Below are 15604 nucleotides of genomic sequence, written 5' to 3'. Positions count from 1 at the left end.
TGAACGTTTGTCCGTATGCAAAGCAAGGTGGATGAATTAAATAAATATATCATTGTACGAATATAAAGGAGAATATTAATGACAATAATAGGAATGCTACATCATCGTAGAGATCCCAAAACCGTCATAAAGTCATATGCATATGCAGCAGTAGCTATGGCGGAGGGAGTTGAATTTTATTATTTTTCACCTGGGACAGTGAATTTTGTGAATCGCTCAATTAGAGGTCAGGTTTATGAAAATGGCAGCTGGCAGGAGAAAGTTATGCCTTTTCCAGATGTTATTTATAACGCAGGTAGTCCTGAAAAATTAGCAAAATCAAAAGAAATTATTGATAAATTGAAAACGGAAATTCCATTTACCACCAACTCGATAGGGAACAAATGGAACATAAATGAACGACTAATGGAGGCAAAAGAATTTACAAATTATTTAATCCCTTCTGAAGTTGTAAAAAACGTAGAGACTTTTTTCAAATTTATTTCTTCATTTCAAAAAGTTGTTTTTAAACCGATTGATGGGAGAAAAGGAAAAGGGATTTACTTTATTTCCAAGGCAGATGAAGGTTTTGAAGTGAGGAAGAACTCCGAAAATGAGACTTATTCAAAAGAACAGTTGAATCAGTTTTTGAAAGAGAAACTATCAACAGGAACTTTCATTATTCAACCATATATACAATCAATCACTAAATCCGGCCAAGTATTTGATTTTAGGCTTCATGTTCAAAAAAATGGAGAAGGGAAGTGGGTAATAACTACAATTTATCCACGAGTTGCTCCAAACGGATCTATCATCCCAAATATTAATAATGGTGGCTTCACTAATTATTTAGATCCATTTTTATTACAGGAATTTAAAGAAGAAGCATTTGATATTAGACAGATGCTTGAGCACTTTTCTTTGTCATTAGCTAAACATTTAGATCATATACAAATGGTAAAGTATGGAGAAGTTATTGATGAAATAGGAATCGATGTCGGACTAGACGAAAATTTAAAAATTTGGATTTATGAAGTAAACTGGCGCCCAGGTTGTCCCCCTGCTTTTTATTTGGAATTGGATGTAGTGATACATTCCATTCAATATGCAAAGTTTATAGCGGAAAATCAAACGAAAATAAAAACAGAAATTAACAAAATAAAGAAGAAAAGGATGGAAGAAAAAGGAGATATTCCAATCATTGCGATAACGGGAAGTGCTGGTAAAACAACGTCTAAGGCATTCCTGGCATCGATATTGTCTAAAAAATGGAATATTTTCGAGTCCAAAGATTACTGGAATACAACAGAGCATACAAAAAAACATGCAGCAGAAATTAATGACGCTCACGAGGCTGTTGTATTAGAGTACGGTATGGCATATCCAGGGGTCATTACGGAACATTGTAGCATTATTAAACCTAACATTAGCATAGTCACCAATATCGGACTTGCACACGTCGGAAACTTTAATAGTGATATTAAAGGGGTTGCTCATGCGAAATCCGAACTAATCCACGGGATGGATCAAGAGGGTATACTTGTCGTAAACAAAGATGATGAAAACTCTAAGTATTTGGAGACCCAGCAATTCAAAGGGAAAATAATAACGGTTAGTACAAAATCACCAGCTAACTATAGAGCCTATAACATCCAATATAAAGAGAACGGAATGAGTTTCAAAATGAGATTACAGCGGCAAGAAATTGAGCTATTTATCCCTATTTTAGGTGAGCATCATGTATATAATGCTTTAAATGCAATTGCTGTAGCTGATTATTTAGGATTCACACCCATGGAAATTAAAGCCGGGCTGATTTTTAGAAAACCGCCAAGAAGATTAACAATCTATAATTGTCGTGACAATATTACAGTAATTGATGACACCGTTCACTCCCATCCTCAAGGAGTACGTGCTGCACTTGATGTTTTATCTAATATAGGTAAACAACGAAAAATAGCTATCATTGGACAGATGAGGGAGCTAGGAGAGTTAAGAGAGGAAGAATACCGAAAAGTCGGCGATTACGTACATGAAAAGGGGATAGACATTTTAATCACCTATGGATTTAGAACGGAAGAAATTGGTGCTCAGGCAAAAGTAAAAGGATTTTCTCCTTCGAATATATACCATTTTACAAAGAAGGAAGAATTACATGCCTTATTGGAAAAACTGGTGAAGAAAGATGACACCATTTTAATCAAAGGAGCAAGTAAAACGAATATGTTTGATACTGTTAAGTTTTTAGATGAAACGTTTAAAGAATAATACTACAAAATACCCGAATAAACCCTCTTCTTAAAGAGGGTTTATTCGGGTTTATATTAACTAAAATAGATAAAAAAGAGCACCTATAAGGTGTTCTAGGTGTCATTCCCCTTTTAAGTGGAAAGTAATTTCCTTTGCTGCGGCATTTGCTTGGTTTTTAGCTTCTTCCAAACTATTACCAGTTGCAATTACATAAGCGTATCTATGACCCATTGACGTCGGAGGGGTTAAAAGCGTTCCTTTTCTAGGCTTCACGTAAACTTCTACTACTCCAGGAAACCTTTTAGCCCTTCCTCTCCCAGTTACTTTTTCTAATATTCCTTTCGTCGTGACAATAACGTATTTCGTAAATACATATGTCTTATGTTTCGGTAATAAATCAGGACTTTCCCCTAAAAACAATTTTAATGTCTCTTCGACTAAACTAAATCCAAATGCCGCTTGAATCATTTTGTTCATGGCACCTCCGGAAATCCTTGGGTTAATCTCAATGAGTTTCCAACCATTTTCAGATAAACGGATTTCCAAATGTAAGGCACCGTTTTCAATCCCGAGTTCTGTAATAATGGACTGAAGAACCTGTTCAATCTCTGTTCTAATCGATAAAGGAACATTAGCGAGCACACCATAACCTGTAATAATGAATCGCTTGTTCTTTGTGACTTCTTGTTCAATAATTCCTACGATATGTGCTTTTTGTTTATGAATGAGTGCCTCAACTAAATATTGATCTCCTTCTATATATTCTTCCACCATTATTCTATTATACGGGTCCTTAATCCGAAGATTCTCAAAGTATTTTTTTAATTGTTCTTTTCCTCTAGCTAAAAGCACGTCTTTAGATCCTGTTGAGTTTGAGGACTTTATAATGATTGGAAAATGGAGCTGTTCACATATCGTGTTCATAGGGAACGACTCGTTTGGTCTGATCAAGAGGAACTTAGGGGAATAAGGTTGATTTCTCAAAGATAGCCGTGTTTTCTCTTTGTTTTCCATTATTTCAATGGCTTTCGACGAAACATAATTGTGGCAAAATTCATCACAAAGAATGGATGCAGTATGAACAAATGAATCAATAAAACTGACTATCGTTTTAATATCGACACCTGTTGCCTGTAACTTGAAAATTTCCTCTCTCATATTATCCAGATTGTTCGTATTTACAGAAACCATTTTGTGGATATCTGTGTACTCCTCTCTTTGCTGGATTTGCTTTTCATTGCTAGTGAAAAGAACAGTAAAGTATCCCAAATGCTCAGCTGCTTTAATCGCTTCCCTGCTGGATCCAGATTTATTTGTATTTATAAAAATAATTGCTTTCAAACGACTCACTCTCTCCTAAAAACTTTGTTAAATACGTTTCTTTTTATATGTATGACATGCTCTAACTTTGAGGTAGTTATGTATCACGTAATTATGTGTCATTTATACAGTCAACAACATATAAAAAAACATATTATGTATATGAAGGGAGTGTGAATATAAAATGAAACCCCATCCAGTCGGCTTTATAAGAAAAATAATTTCCGGTGAGTTGGTTAAAGGGTCTGATGAAGTAACAGTCAATCATGGAGCGTATCGGTTAAAACAAGTGAAAAAGCAAAATACAATCCTTTTTACAAGTATCAGAATTATCGGTTGGAAAGGCTTGGAAAACTTCTTTCCTTTAGTGATCGCAACGGAGTGGAAATATCGTCCAGATGAAATCCCTGAGAATGTAACAATCATTCAAGTAACTAATGTTGACGAAGCATATTGGAAATTTGTACGTTACTACCGAAGCCAATTTCAAATCCCTGTTGTAGCCGTTACGGGAACTTCAGGAAAAACAACAACAAAAGAAATGATTAAGCATATTCTTTCAGCGGATAGAAAAGTTACTGCTACAAGTCTTACTAGTAATTCTAGAACAGCAAACTTGCAATATCTATTGAACATAGAAGGGGATACCGAAGCTGCTATTTTTGAAACAGCTGTTGGTTCTCCAGGGGATGTATTAAATGCAGGGGAATATTTCAAACCTACAATCGGAATCATTACAAATATAGGAGCACATCACCTCAATTATTGCAAAACGCTAGAAGGCTATATTGAAGCGAAAGGTGAAATGCTTCAAATCGTTAATCCGACAGGTACATTAATCATTAATAGGGATGATAGCAATACAAGTAAAATTGATATGACCAGTTTTCGAGGGAACATTATAAAAGTTGGAACTCATAGGAATTGCCATTTTCGAGCGCGTAATATTGAGTACGGTCAGGACGGCATGCAATTTAGTGTTAGGCATAAGAAAAGAGATTATCAAATGTTCGTGCCTGGGCTAGGAGTACATCAAGTGTATAACGCTCTTGCAGCTATAGCGGCTGTTTATGAAATGGGAGTAAATATTCCGGAGGCTGCAATTCGTTTGAAAACATTTGAGAAATTTGAAAAGCAACTTGAAGTGATTGATGGTATAAACGATTCTGTGATTATTGATGATACATGGAGTATTACAACGACATCATTGGAAGCTGCATTAAAAGTATTAACCGAAATTGGAAAAGGCAAAAAAAAGATGGCAATTATAGGAACAATAACAGATTTGGGTTCTTGGGGCTACACTATTCATGAACAAGCGGGAGAACTAATCTATCAGACAGGAGTGGATGTGCTCGTTACGATTGGAAAGCATGCGAGCATAATGGCTGAGTACGCAGTAAAAAAAGGTTTTAGCTCTCCGGTATATACATTCAGGAATGAGTTTCTCGTTATGGACTTATTAAAGCATATTGTGGACTCCAATACAGTTGTTCTGATAAAAGGTGATATGTACAGTAAATCAATACATGAAATAGCTTCAAAATTAAGGAGGAAAGATTAATTTTTGGAGATGGACAAACATTAGGAATAAGTGTGAAGTCTCGTGACATATCATCCATGTTTAATAGAAAAAAATAAAGTTACTCTTCATGTTATATAAGGGAAGGAGGGGGAATAATGAAACCTTTACGTGTGAGAGAAATCCGAAAATTGTTGCAGGGTGAACTAATTAGTGGAAATGAATTTTGGAATGTGAATAATGCGATTTACTATAATCGACATGAGCTCACTAAGAGAAATTCGCTAATGTTTGTAGACAGAAATGATTCTATTAACTGGCATGAAATTAATAATAAGGGACCTTCCCTTGTGATTTCAGATAAGCCTACCACAGAATTAAAAAATGCTTTGTCGGATACTACCGTCATCAGTGTAAAAAATATCGTGCTAGCTTATTGGAAGTTCATGGATTATTATCGAAATCTTTTTCAAATACCAGTAGTTGCAATAACGGGTACATGCGGAAAAACAACTACAAAGGAAATGATTAAACATATTTTAAGTAAAGATTGGAATATCCAAGCATCTATTAGCAGTAAAAATGAACCGCGTCAATCTTTTCCGTATTTAACTGGCATTGATGAAGATACAAAAGCGGCTGTTTTTGAACTTGGATTAGGAAACACGGGGAATATTAAACATCAATGTATGATTTATCAGCCGACAATAGGAATTATTACAAATATCGGCGTTCATCATCTCGATGGTTGCGGAAACCTAGCAGGATATATAAAAGCAAAGTCAGAAATAGTGGATGGTATAAAGCAAAACGGCACATTAATTTTAAATGCGGATGATGCTAATACTAAAAAAATTCCTTTGCATTCATTTAAGGGAAAGATAATATATTTTGGAGTTAGTAATAAATCTCATTTTCGTGCTTCTAACATTAAGATAGAAAAAAACGGGATGAAGTTTCAAATTCATTTTTCAAATAAAAAATATAACGCTTTTGTTCCGGGTTATGGAGAACATCAAGTGTATAACGCACTTTCCGCAATTGCAGCTGTAAATGAAATGGGAATGGATATGAATGAAGCCATTTCACGTATAGCGACCTATAAAAATATGACAAGACACCTAGAGTTTTCAAGTGGAAAAGGTGGAAGTACTATTATAGATGATACTTGGACAAATAATCCTACATCAGTCGAAGCTGCATTAAAGGTACTGGATTCCATTGGGCAGGGGAAAAATGTCATCCTTGTACTTGGCGATATTAAGCGATTAGGAAATTTTGAAAAGAAGTATCATCGTGAAATAGGAAGTATGGTTGCGAAAAGAAACATTCATACACTTATTACAATAGGCAGCAAAGCAGAGGAAATAGCAAATCAAGCAAAGGAAGACGGGACAAAGGCAACGGTCCATATATTTAAAGATGTCAATGGTGTCATGGATGTTTTAAAACCGATTCTTGACAGAAACTCGATTTTACTGATAAAAGGTCCAATGTCAAGCCGAGCAATGATTGATTTTGCCGACAGTTTGAAAGAAGATGATTGATTGAATAAAAAGAAGCATTCACGCAATATGCGTTGAATGCTTCTTTTTGAAAAGCCTTATCTTAAAGAATGCGACGAGCCATTTTATAATTATTATTAGCCCAAGTAGAGTTTAAGTTTTCTTTTACAACACTACCATTAGTTTGCATGCGAATATATTGATTGTCTCCAATATAAATCGCAGATTCAGTAATTTTAGTTCCTCCATTAGTGAAGAAAATAAGATCCCCTTTTTGCAAATTACTCTTTTGTACGGCACTGCCTACTTGAGCTTGTTGGCTAGCCATTTTACTTTTTAAATCAATTCCCTGTTGATCAAACACATAGTAAGTAAATCCAGCACTAGTAAATGATAAAGAATTTTCATCGTATCCGTATGCGAATGTCGCCTTTCCGATTAAACTAGAGGCAAGATTGATTACTTTATCTGCTGGTAATGCACTTGTTTCTGGCGCTTTTATTGATGGCGATGCGCTCGTTTCTGGTGCTTTTATTGATGGTGATGCACCTTCTGTAAGTACACGTTTTGCAGTAATATAATGTTGTTCATAATAATCGACAAATAAAACTCTTGTTAAAATCCCATTTGAATTTGGAATAATAATTCGATGATCCCCTGCGTATATTGCTACCATAGTTGGCGTATTGGATCCCTTCGTACCGTTAAAGAAAACTAAATCACCTTTTTTTAGGTTAGCTTTGGAAACAGTTGTGCCTTTATTCATCAAATCTTTTATATTTGTTGTGCCTAATTTGATATCATTTGTTTTATACACATAGTCGATGAATCCAGTAGCAGTAAAACGTAATGATGATTCATTATTGACGCTACCCATTGTTGCTTTATCTATTAAACTATAGGCTTTTTCGACAATTTTATCGCCTTTAGTTGCTGGATTGGATGACATAAGCGTTGGTAGAACTCTTCTTGCTGTTATATAGCTATCTTTATAATACGGCTTGCTATCTAGGTCTGTAATGACAATTTTTTGTGTAGGATCAGCCATTTGTATAATTTTATTGTCCCCGATGTACATACCGACGTGGTTAGGAATATTCCCACCTTTACTATCGAAGAATAGTAAGTCACCTTTTTGTAGTTGGTCTTTAGCAACAGCAGTTCCTTGTTGCATCATATAGTCTTCATTATAAGTTGCAAGATCTACACCATTTTGTTCGAAAATGTACATAAGGAAGGTTGCACATGAAAATTTATAAGGAAAAGTGGGTTTGTACTCTGTATTGCTGTAAGTAGCTTTACCGATTAAACTTTTTGCTGTTTGAATTAATTGATCAGCCTTTGCTTCTACTGCTTGTTGGTTATTTTGACTATTAATAGTTGCAGCTGAGGCCTCTATTGGATGAAAAACAGTAGGAGAAACCCCTAATGCACTAAAACCGATTACGACTGATAATGTAGTTGTGACGAATTTTTTTTTCATCATGTACCTCCTGAATTTTTTATGTGGCTTTCACTGCACTGATTTTAGCATGTAAAAGTATAGCTACTTCTAGGTAGATTATTCCACAAGCCAATGCAACATGGGGTAAAGCCTTGCTAATAAAGGGTTTGCTTGGATATTTTACAGTTTGATTACAAATGTTTCAAACATGTATAAAATGAGCGTAAGAAATAGTGCATGTAGTTTGATAACATATCAATTTCCTAACATCAGAAAGGGTGGGGAGCTTGGTGAAAAAAGTGAAAGAAGGCATTTGGTCAGGGCGTACAGATCATTTTTAAACTAGTACGCGATATCTCCCCATACTCTTTGCATATGATGTTGGGAAGGGGTGTATGATGAACGATTATATAAATATGTTTAAGCAATTTTTACCGCCAACTGCAAAGGTATTGGAATTGCAGCTGCCTGATAAGAAAGCGGCAGTAATAGTAGCGGATATTGATGGAGACCATGTGGATGAGTTAATAGGTGCATTTCGGTATCAAGAGAAAAACTATATGTTGATTTTGAAAAACAGAAACAATCAGTGGCAGCCGCTAATTATGATAAGTGGAAGCGGTTATGGGATATCAGATTTGTTAGCTGTCCCACTTACAGACACTGGTGTAAATACGCTGATTATCGGGTGGCAACAAGGTAGTATGTGGTCACAATTGAATTTATTGCAATGGACAAAGGATGGTTTTGTCTGGTTACCAACCAACGATATTGTTTACAGTAAGTTGGAAGCAGAAGATATGGACAAAGACGGCAAGTATGAACTGGCTATTTGGACGCATGATACTGGTGAAGCGTATAAAGTAGAAGTTTATCGTTTGGATAAAAGCGGTCTTGTGCAGGCAAAAGACGTCTATCCTTATTACTTTAAAAAAGTAGCAGCCTACTATGAAAACTTATTGAAAACAAATGATTTCTCTTATTATTGGTACTACTTGGCAGATGCGCAAATGAAAGCGGGAGATTTGGATCAAGCTCTAGTTTCTATTGATAAAGCTTTAACTTTTCCGTCTCCTTACCCATCAAAAGAAGTGCTTACAGAAAAAAGACAAAAAATATTAAATCATCAAGGAACAACAAATCCACATAACCAAGTTGTAATAGATTGGGCGATGGGGGACGTGACAGGTGATGGCGCTCAGGATACTGTCTATCTTACCGGAGAAAAGACCGAGGGAAGTCCGTTTTGGAGAAATATTACGCTCGTTATACTGAATGGGAATACGAATATGTATGAAAGAATCTCTTTAAAAGAAAATATGGGATATAATCCAACCATTTTTCTTGGTGATTTTACGGGAAATCATGTAGATGATATACAAATAGTGATTGATACTGGGGGAAGTGGCGGAACAGTTTACGCCTATGTTTTCGCATTTTTGGATGGGAAAATGAAACAAATATTTGATACGGATGTATACAATGAGCATTCGAAATATGAAGTACATTATCGAGACCATTATAAAGCAACGGTAACTAGCTCGAATCCCCAAAAGGAATACACATTGGATTTAACATATAAAGGGGAAGGGTATCTTTCGGAAATTTATAATAAAGATGGTAAGCTGAAAGAACCGATAGAAGGATGGGTAGATCCAATAAGCGGCTTATATCCCATAGATTATGCAAGGGACGGTACGTATGAGCTTCTTTCCTATCAAGAAGTGGCTGGCCGATACCACGCGGATGGACTGGGATTTGTGCAAAATGAATGGAAATGGAACGGACGGGAATTTGTAGTCAATCGGCAGACTGTGTCTATTTTTGGTAAGGATTTAAATACTTAGTTGAATAGGTAATTGAAAATTAGCCCCTTTTCTTGGATGGAGGGGTTTTTTTCGTAGCTTAGGAAACTATAAAAATTTAGATATGTGGATATCTTTTTCAAGTAACGTAAGGTATGGCATGGCATTCTTTATATTGTACGTGACACAGGGACAGTGCGTCGTAGTGAGTTGAATAAAGTGTTCGCTGGGATTTTCGCTACATGCAGCGAAAATCAATGGAAATTGCACAATTATCAGTGCCGGTCTGCTAAAAAGACAAAGTTTTATCCAGTTTTTCAATGGAGGAAATCCAATAAATGGCTTAGAGCAACCAAACGATCATTGAAAGCAATCATTACTAGCTTGAAAGCAACCAAATCAGCACGAGAGCAACCAAATTGCCTATGAAAGCAACTAATTCTTAATATAACAAGTTTACTTGAAGTGAGACTACTATGATTTCGGTGCATATTATAGGAATAATATGCACCGAAATCGCCGGGCTAGCATCTGCTAGCCCTGTTTGTCGTGTTCATAGCGGATACCTTAAGTAGGAGTTGCGTCATTCCATTCATCGTTCCTATTTGCTAAATATTGCCGAAGACAGGTAGCTCTAGCGCTTTTTTTCATTTTATTCAAAACAAATTTGTTTTGTTTGAACGATTGGAAATGGGGAACTATAAAACTTATTATCTTTAAGGAAAGGAATAACTTTATGTGGAAAAAACCATGGATTGTGACGCAGGAATGGCATCATGTATTGTTTCTTCATTGGCCTGTTTCACCCGAACAAATACGTCAACACATCCCTGCCGAACTAGAACTCGACTTATATGAAGGCAAGGCATGGATTGGCATAGTATTTTTCCAAGTGAAAGGAAATCGTCCTAGATGCATACCACCATTACCTGGATCACGTAAGTTTTTGGAACTTAATGTTCGTACATATGTTACTTACAAAGGAATAGCTGGTGTCCATTTCTTCAGTTTAGATGCGAATCATCCTTTCATAGTAAAACTGGCGACTTTAGGTAACTTTTTACCATATCGAAATGCGGAAATAAATTTTAAAAAACATAAAAAAACATTTTCAATTTATAGCAAATATGATAATGAAAATCTCCTTACTACATTTGAATCGGCAGCGGGATATATGGAAAATACTCAGCTCAACACATGGCTCACAGAAAGATATTGTTTATGGACGAAAACGAAAGGACGGCTATTTCGCGTTGATATAAGCCATTCACCTTGGAGACTGCAAAAAGTAACTGGCCTAGTATACGAAAATACAATGGCGCCTTATATTTCGGATAATTACAAGGTAAAACGCCCACTCGCTCATTATTCTAGACTTAAAAAGGCAAGATTTTATCCTCCAGTTTTAGAAAACTAAAATGAATAAATAGTAAAAAACAAACGCATACTACTTTCGAGTAGTAAGATATTAAAGGAGGATTTAAGATGAATAAATTGCTTCAAATTTCTATGATCATGCTTCTTGTTGGATCATTAGCAGCGTGTGGAACAAATAAAAAAGACGATGATGTGGCTAACAATAGCGCAACTACTACGGATAATGCAACGGGCACTGGCACGGACACAACGACGGATGAAACTGCCACAAATGACGACGCAAATGGTAACGAGGGTCATAAAGTTGAATTAGCTGATGATGTTGCTGACAAAATCACAGGAATGGAAGAAGTAAAAAGTGCCAATGTATTCGTAACAGATAACAACGCATATGTCGCTGTTGATTTGAAAGATGGAGTAAACGCGAGTGAAGAATTGGAAACAAAAATTGCCGATGAAGCTAGAGCGACAAACGGAACCTTTAACAATGTGTATGTAACAACGAATCCGGACTTCTCAAAGCAATTCAATGAATACGGCGAGAAAATCAGAGCAAATGAACCAGTAGAAGGTTTTTTTAAAGAGTTTTCCGATACAGTAAAAAGAGTATTTCCTGATGCACACTAACTAGGTAACGAAATGTGGTGGTAATCATTACCGTTGATTTTAATTTTAAATAGGTATACTATATAAATACAAGCTGCATTGTACGTATGGATATTAAGTTTTAACCTTTATGCTGTAACAGGGAGTTTTATATAGAAGCTGGAATGACAAGCCTTATTCTCTTTTGACAATAAGGACGTGCAAGATAGCTTTTGCGAACACCCACTTTGAGGAGTGGTGGTTTAAAACTTTCTTATTAAAGTACGGCAAAGGCGGCTTATTTAAAAAGATTATTATAGCAAGGTTTATAGAGCACTCCTTCCAGAAATGGTTGGGGTGTTTTTTTTGAAGGGGAGAATCTATATAATTTTTCTTGAAATAAGTCGTACATTCAATACAATCAAATAGTTTATTAATGGCAATGAACTGAAAATAAAAAAGTGTCGAAAAGTTAACCTTCGACATTTTTTATATGTTACAGTATGCAGAGTTTAGAAATAAACAGTTACCAACTTACCCTACTTTAGTTTTTAAATAGTGAATAATTGTATCAGTAACTTCTTTTGTAGTAGCTCGACCTTTTAAATCACGCGTTTTGACGCCTTGCACTAAGCTATACTCTATTGCTTCAAGTAAATGATCACCTAGTCTAGTATATCCTAGATAATCTAACATTAGTTTTCCGGTCCAAATTTGGCCTAATGGGTTAGCGACCCCTAAACCAGCTATATCAGGAGCAGAACCATGCACTGGTTCAAACATGGAAGGAAATTCATTAGTTACGTTAAGATTAGCTGCTGGTGCAATGCCGATGCTTCCCATAATTGCTCCACCAATATCTGTCAAAATGTCACCGAACAAATTGGAAGCCACGATCACATCAAACTTGGAAGGCTTCATAATCATATATGCTGCCATCGCATCGATATGAACACTATTTTGATCTAGCTGTGGATAGTTGGCTACGACATCATGGAAAACATCGTCCCAAAAAGGCATACTATGAGAAAGGCCGTTTGATTTTGTTGCGCTCGTCACTTTTTTACTTCTTTGATTGGATAAATCACATGCGTAACGCATTGCTCTTTCTGTGCCTTTCCGAGTGAAAACAGCATTTTGAATGGCTATTTCATCCGCGTCTGAGTGAATTCTACCACCGCTATCTGAGTACTCCCCTTCAGAATTTTCACGTACAACAATAATATCGAATTCTCCAGGATTTTTTAATGGTGAATCAAGTCCTTTTAATAGTTTTGCAGGGCGGATATTAATAGTTTGTTTAAGTCCTCTTCTAATTTTTATGAGTAATCCCCAAAGTGAAATATGATCAGGAACTAGTTCAGGCATACCCACTGACCCCAGAAAAATTTGATCGAAATTTTTTAGAATTTGGAGACCATTTTTAGGCATCATCTCGCCATTTTCTAAATAGTAATCACAACCCCAAGGTAGTATTTCCCATTCGAATTTTAAATTACCATCTAATTCCGCTAAAGTATCCAGTACTCGCATTGCTTCAGGTACTACTTCTTTTCCAATACCGTCACCTGGTATTGTAGCGATTTTATAAGTTTTCATTTAAAAACCTCTTCCTTTTAATGGAGATTGATATTTTCATAATGAACGCCCATCTTTAGGTAGATGAGGGTATACAATAACCTTTATTGTATCTAATTGTGTTTCACAAGCCTTTTCCATCGCAGCACTAATATCATCAAGAACATAAGTAGATGTAATAATATTTCCAATAACATCTTTTAATTCAGTTAATATATTTATGGCTAACGGAAATGTATTGGCATATCTATAAACAGTTAACAAATCGATTTCCTTTTGTAACATAGTCGTTAAATCTAACGTAACGTTTTGTTGGTGTGGAAACCCAATGCTAACTAATTTACCGCCTTTTTTAAGAGAGGTGATAGCTGTGGCAAGCGCTTGTTCTGCTCCCGAAGTTTCAAGTACCAAATCAAAATAGTCTTCTGCTATTTCTTGTTTTGCTACTTCAATCGTTTGAGTAGCCCCCAAACTTTTTGCTACTTCTAGCTTATGTTTGACAATATCTGTTACTGCTATTTCTTCTGCATTAAAATAACTTGTCGCTGCAACTGCCATTAACCCAACTGGTCCCATGCCCATTATTAAGACTTTCATTCCAGGTTTTAAGTTTGCGCGATTTAAGGCATGAATACCTACAGAGAGGGGTTCTGCTAAAGTAGCCTCTTCAAAAGTTAAAGAATCGGGTATCAAAAATACATAATCTTCTGGATGGCTGATATATTGTCGCAATGCTCCCTTATAAGGAGGAGTAGATAAAAATATTACTTTATCACAAAGGTTATATTTCCCGCTTCTGCATTTTTCGCATATTCGACATGGAACACCTGGTTCCACAGCGACTCTATCACCAATCGAAAACTTAGTTACTTCGCTACCAATTTTGACTATAGTTCCTGCACATTCATGACCTTGAATATGGGGGTATTGTACGGTTCTTTTTCCGATATGCCCGTGTTTATAATAATGAATATCAGACCCGCAAACACCAACGGCATTTATCTTTATTAATACTTCATTAGGAGAGATAGATGGGATTTCTTCATAACCAACTTCCACTTTAGATATTTCTACTAAATTTGCGACTTTCATTTCTAACGTGCTCAATTCATATCACCCCAATATTGGTTTATTTTCATACTTAAGTAGAACCTTTCCGCATTTTTTTTCTTCACATAGTTGGAATGCAGAATCCCATTCTTCTAAAAGCATCGTATGCGTAATAATTGGTTTCAAGTTAATTTTATTTTGCTCGTATAATTTTATTACTCTTTCCCATGTTTCATAAGAATGAGCGAGAGATCCATATACTTGTAATTGTTTGTATAAGATAAGATCGTAATCCATCGTAAAGGCTTGGCCGGCTATTCCGACTTGGATATGTTTTCCACGATTTTTTAGTTGTTTAAAGCATTCATTGATCGCGATAGGAACACCCGTGCAATCTACCGTAATGTCTACTCCTAAACCATTTGTTTCTAATGCAACAATCTCTGATAAATTTTCTTGTTGGACATTAATAATTCTATCTGCTCCTAATTCCTGGGCAATTTCTAAACGTTGCACATCAACATCCGTACCTGTAACAAGTATCTTGCAACCCTTCAAAGCTAATAAAGACAGACAAATAAGCCCAATTGGACCCGGTCCAGACAATAAGACCACATCGCCACTCTTGATATCTGTTAATTCTTCAATTGCTTGGACTCCACAAGCTAAAGGTTCTGCTAATGCCCCTTCTTGAAGAGATACATGGTCAGGTAATTTATAGACAACATGTTCTTCTATTGTTAAATATTTGGTGAAACTCCCATTTACACCATGTCCCATGCCACGGCRGTGCTTACAAAACATATAATAACCCGTTTTACAATGAATACATGTTCCGCAAGTACGCTGAGTGGATCCCAACACTGCCACACGATCACCGACAACCACATTAGTTACATCAGGACCAGTTTCAACTACTACTCCCGAACATTCATGACCTAAAACGACTGGTGGATAACTTTTAAATGTATCATGAAATATATGTAAATCTGTTCCACAAATTCCGGTGTAAGCAACTTCTATTTTCACTTGGTCAGTTTTACATACAGGTTCTTCAATGGTCACAATTTCAATATTTCCAACACCTGGTTTTGTTTTTTGTAGCGCTTTAATATAGATCCACTCCTCGTAAAATGTTTTTTTATCTTTTAGGAAGTTATAAGTAGATGGTATGCCGGTACTTAAGGAT

Annotated in this window: 11 protein-coding genes and 1 other RNA gene; 7 read left to right on the top strand and 5 right to left on the bottom strand. The window is 35.9% G+C overall.

Going from position 1 to position 15604, the window contains the following annotated elements; genetic code table 11:
* The first annotated feature begins 78 nt into the window (after nucleotides 1-78).
* Nucleotides 79-2247 (top strand): YheC/YheD family protein, encoded by a 2169-nt coding sequence (locus tag AC1DFT_RS05395; protein ID WP_477918166.1) that lies wholly within the window; start codon nucleotides 79-81, stop codon nucleotides 2245-2247.
* Nucleotides 2248-2349: 102 nt separating this feature from the next.
* On the opposite strand, the gene AC1DFT_RS05390 is transcribed toward AC1DFT_RS05395, so the two are convergent.
* The gene (locus AC1DFT_RS05390) at nucleotides 2350-3579 is read right to left on the bottom strand and encodes an ATP-grasp domain-containing protein (protein ID WP_477918165.1); all 1230 of its coding nucleotides are present in this window, start codon (nucleotides 3577-3579) and stop codon (nucleotides 2350-2352) included.
* A gap of 154 nt (nucleotides 3580-3733) precedes the next feature.
* On the opposite strand from AC1DFT_RS05390, the gene AC1DFT_RS05385 reads away from it, so the two are divergent.
* Nucleotides 3734-5113: a Mur ligase family protein gene (locus tag AC1DFT_RS05385; RefSeq protein WP_477918164.1), complete on the top strand. Its 1380-nt coding sequence runs from the start codon at nucleotides 3734-3736 to the stop codon at nucleotides 5111-5113.
* 116 nt (nucleotides 5114-5229) lie between these two features.
* Complete coding sequence (locus AC1DFT_RS05380) at nucleotides 5230-6618, top strand: UDP-N-acetylmuramoyl-tripeptide--D-alanyl-D-alanine ligase (RefSeq protein WP_477918163.1); 1389 nt, start codon at nucleotides 5230-5232, stop codon at nucleotides 6616-6618.
* 61 nt (nucleotides 6619-6679) lie between these two features.
* Here AC1DFT_RS05380 and AC1DFT_RS05375 read toward each other — a convergent pair whose 3' ends face one another.
* Complete coding sequence (locus AC1DFT_RS05375; protein ID WP_477918162.1) at nucleotides 6680-8059, bottom strand: C40 family peptidase; 1380 nt, start codon at nucleotides 8057-8059, stop codon at nucleotides 6680-6682.
* A gap of 971 nt (nucleotides 8060-9030) precedes the next feature.
* On the opposite strand from AC1DFT_RS05375, the gene AC1DFT_RS05370 reads away from it, so the two are divergent.
* From AC1DFT_RS05370 to ssrS, 4 genes are all read left to right on the top strand, one after another.
* Entirely contained in the window at nucleotides 9031-9867 is an 837-nt protein-coding gene (locus AC1DFT_RS05370; RefSeq protein ID WP_477918302.1) for a hypothetical protein, read from the top strand.
* A gap of 694 nt (nucleotides 9868-10561) precedes the next feature.
* Nucleotides 10562-11242: a YqjF family protein gene (locus tag AC1DFT_RS05365; RefSeq protein ID WP_477918161.1), complete on the top strand. Its 681-nt coding sequence runs from the start codon at nucleotides 10562-10564 to the stop codon at nucleotides 11240-11242.
* Nucleotides 11243-11310: 68 nt separating this feature from the next.
* Nucleotides 11311-11829, top strand: coding sequence for a YhcN/YlaJ family sporulation lipoprotein (locus AC1DFT_RS05360; RefSeq protein ID WP_477918160.1), 519 nt, complete (start codon nucleotides 11311-11313; stop codon nucleotides 11827-11829).
* A 67-nt stretch (nucleotides 11830-11896) separates the two neighbouring features.
* Nucleotides 11897-12091, top strand: a non-coding RNA gene (gene ssrS / locus AC1DFT_RS05355) — 6S RNA.
* Nucleotides 12092-12321: 230 nt separating this feature from the next.
* On the opposite strand, the gene AC1DFT_RS05350 is transcribed toward ssrS, so the two are convergent.
* Genes AC1DFT_RS05350 through AC1DFT_RS05340 form a run of 3 tightly spaced genes read right to left on the bottom strand, consistent with a single transcriptional unit; the run spans nucleotide 12322 to nucleotide 15480 of the window.
* Nucleotides 12322-13386, bottom strand: a complete 1065-nt coding sequence (locus tag AC1DFT_RS05350; RefSeq protein WP_477918159.1) for a tartrate dehydrogenase — start codon at nucleotides 13384-13386, stop codon at nucleotides 12322-12324.
* Between the two features lie 36 nt (nucleotides 13387-13422).
* Nucleotides 13423-14472, bottom strand: coding sequence for an NAD(P)-dependent alcohol dehydrogenase (locus tag AC1DFT_RS05345; RefSeq protein ID WP_477918158.1), 1050 nt, complete (start codon nucleotides 14470-14472; stop codon nucleotides 13423-13425).
* A 6-nt stretch (nucleotides 14473-14478) separates the two neighbouring features.
* Nucleotides 14479-15480: a zinc-dependent alcohol dehydrogenase gene (locus AC1DFT_RS05340; RefSeq protein ID WP_477918157.1), complete on the bottom strand. Its 1002-nt coding sequence runs from the start codon at nucleotides 15478-15480 to the stop codon at nucleotides 14479-14481.
* Nucleotides 15481-15604: the final 124 nt, after the last annotated feature.

The organism is Psychrobacillus sp. 05T411, from assembly GCF_056396485.1.
Note: the sequence above shows the minus strand (reverse complement) of the source record. Positions and strands in the feature narration are given on the sequence as shown.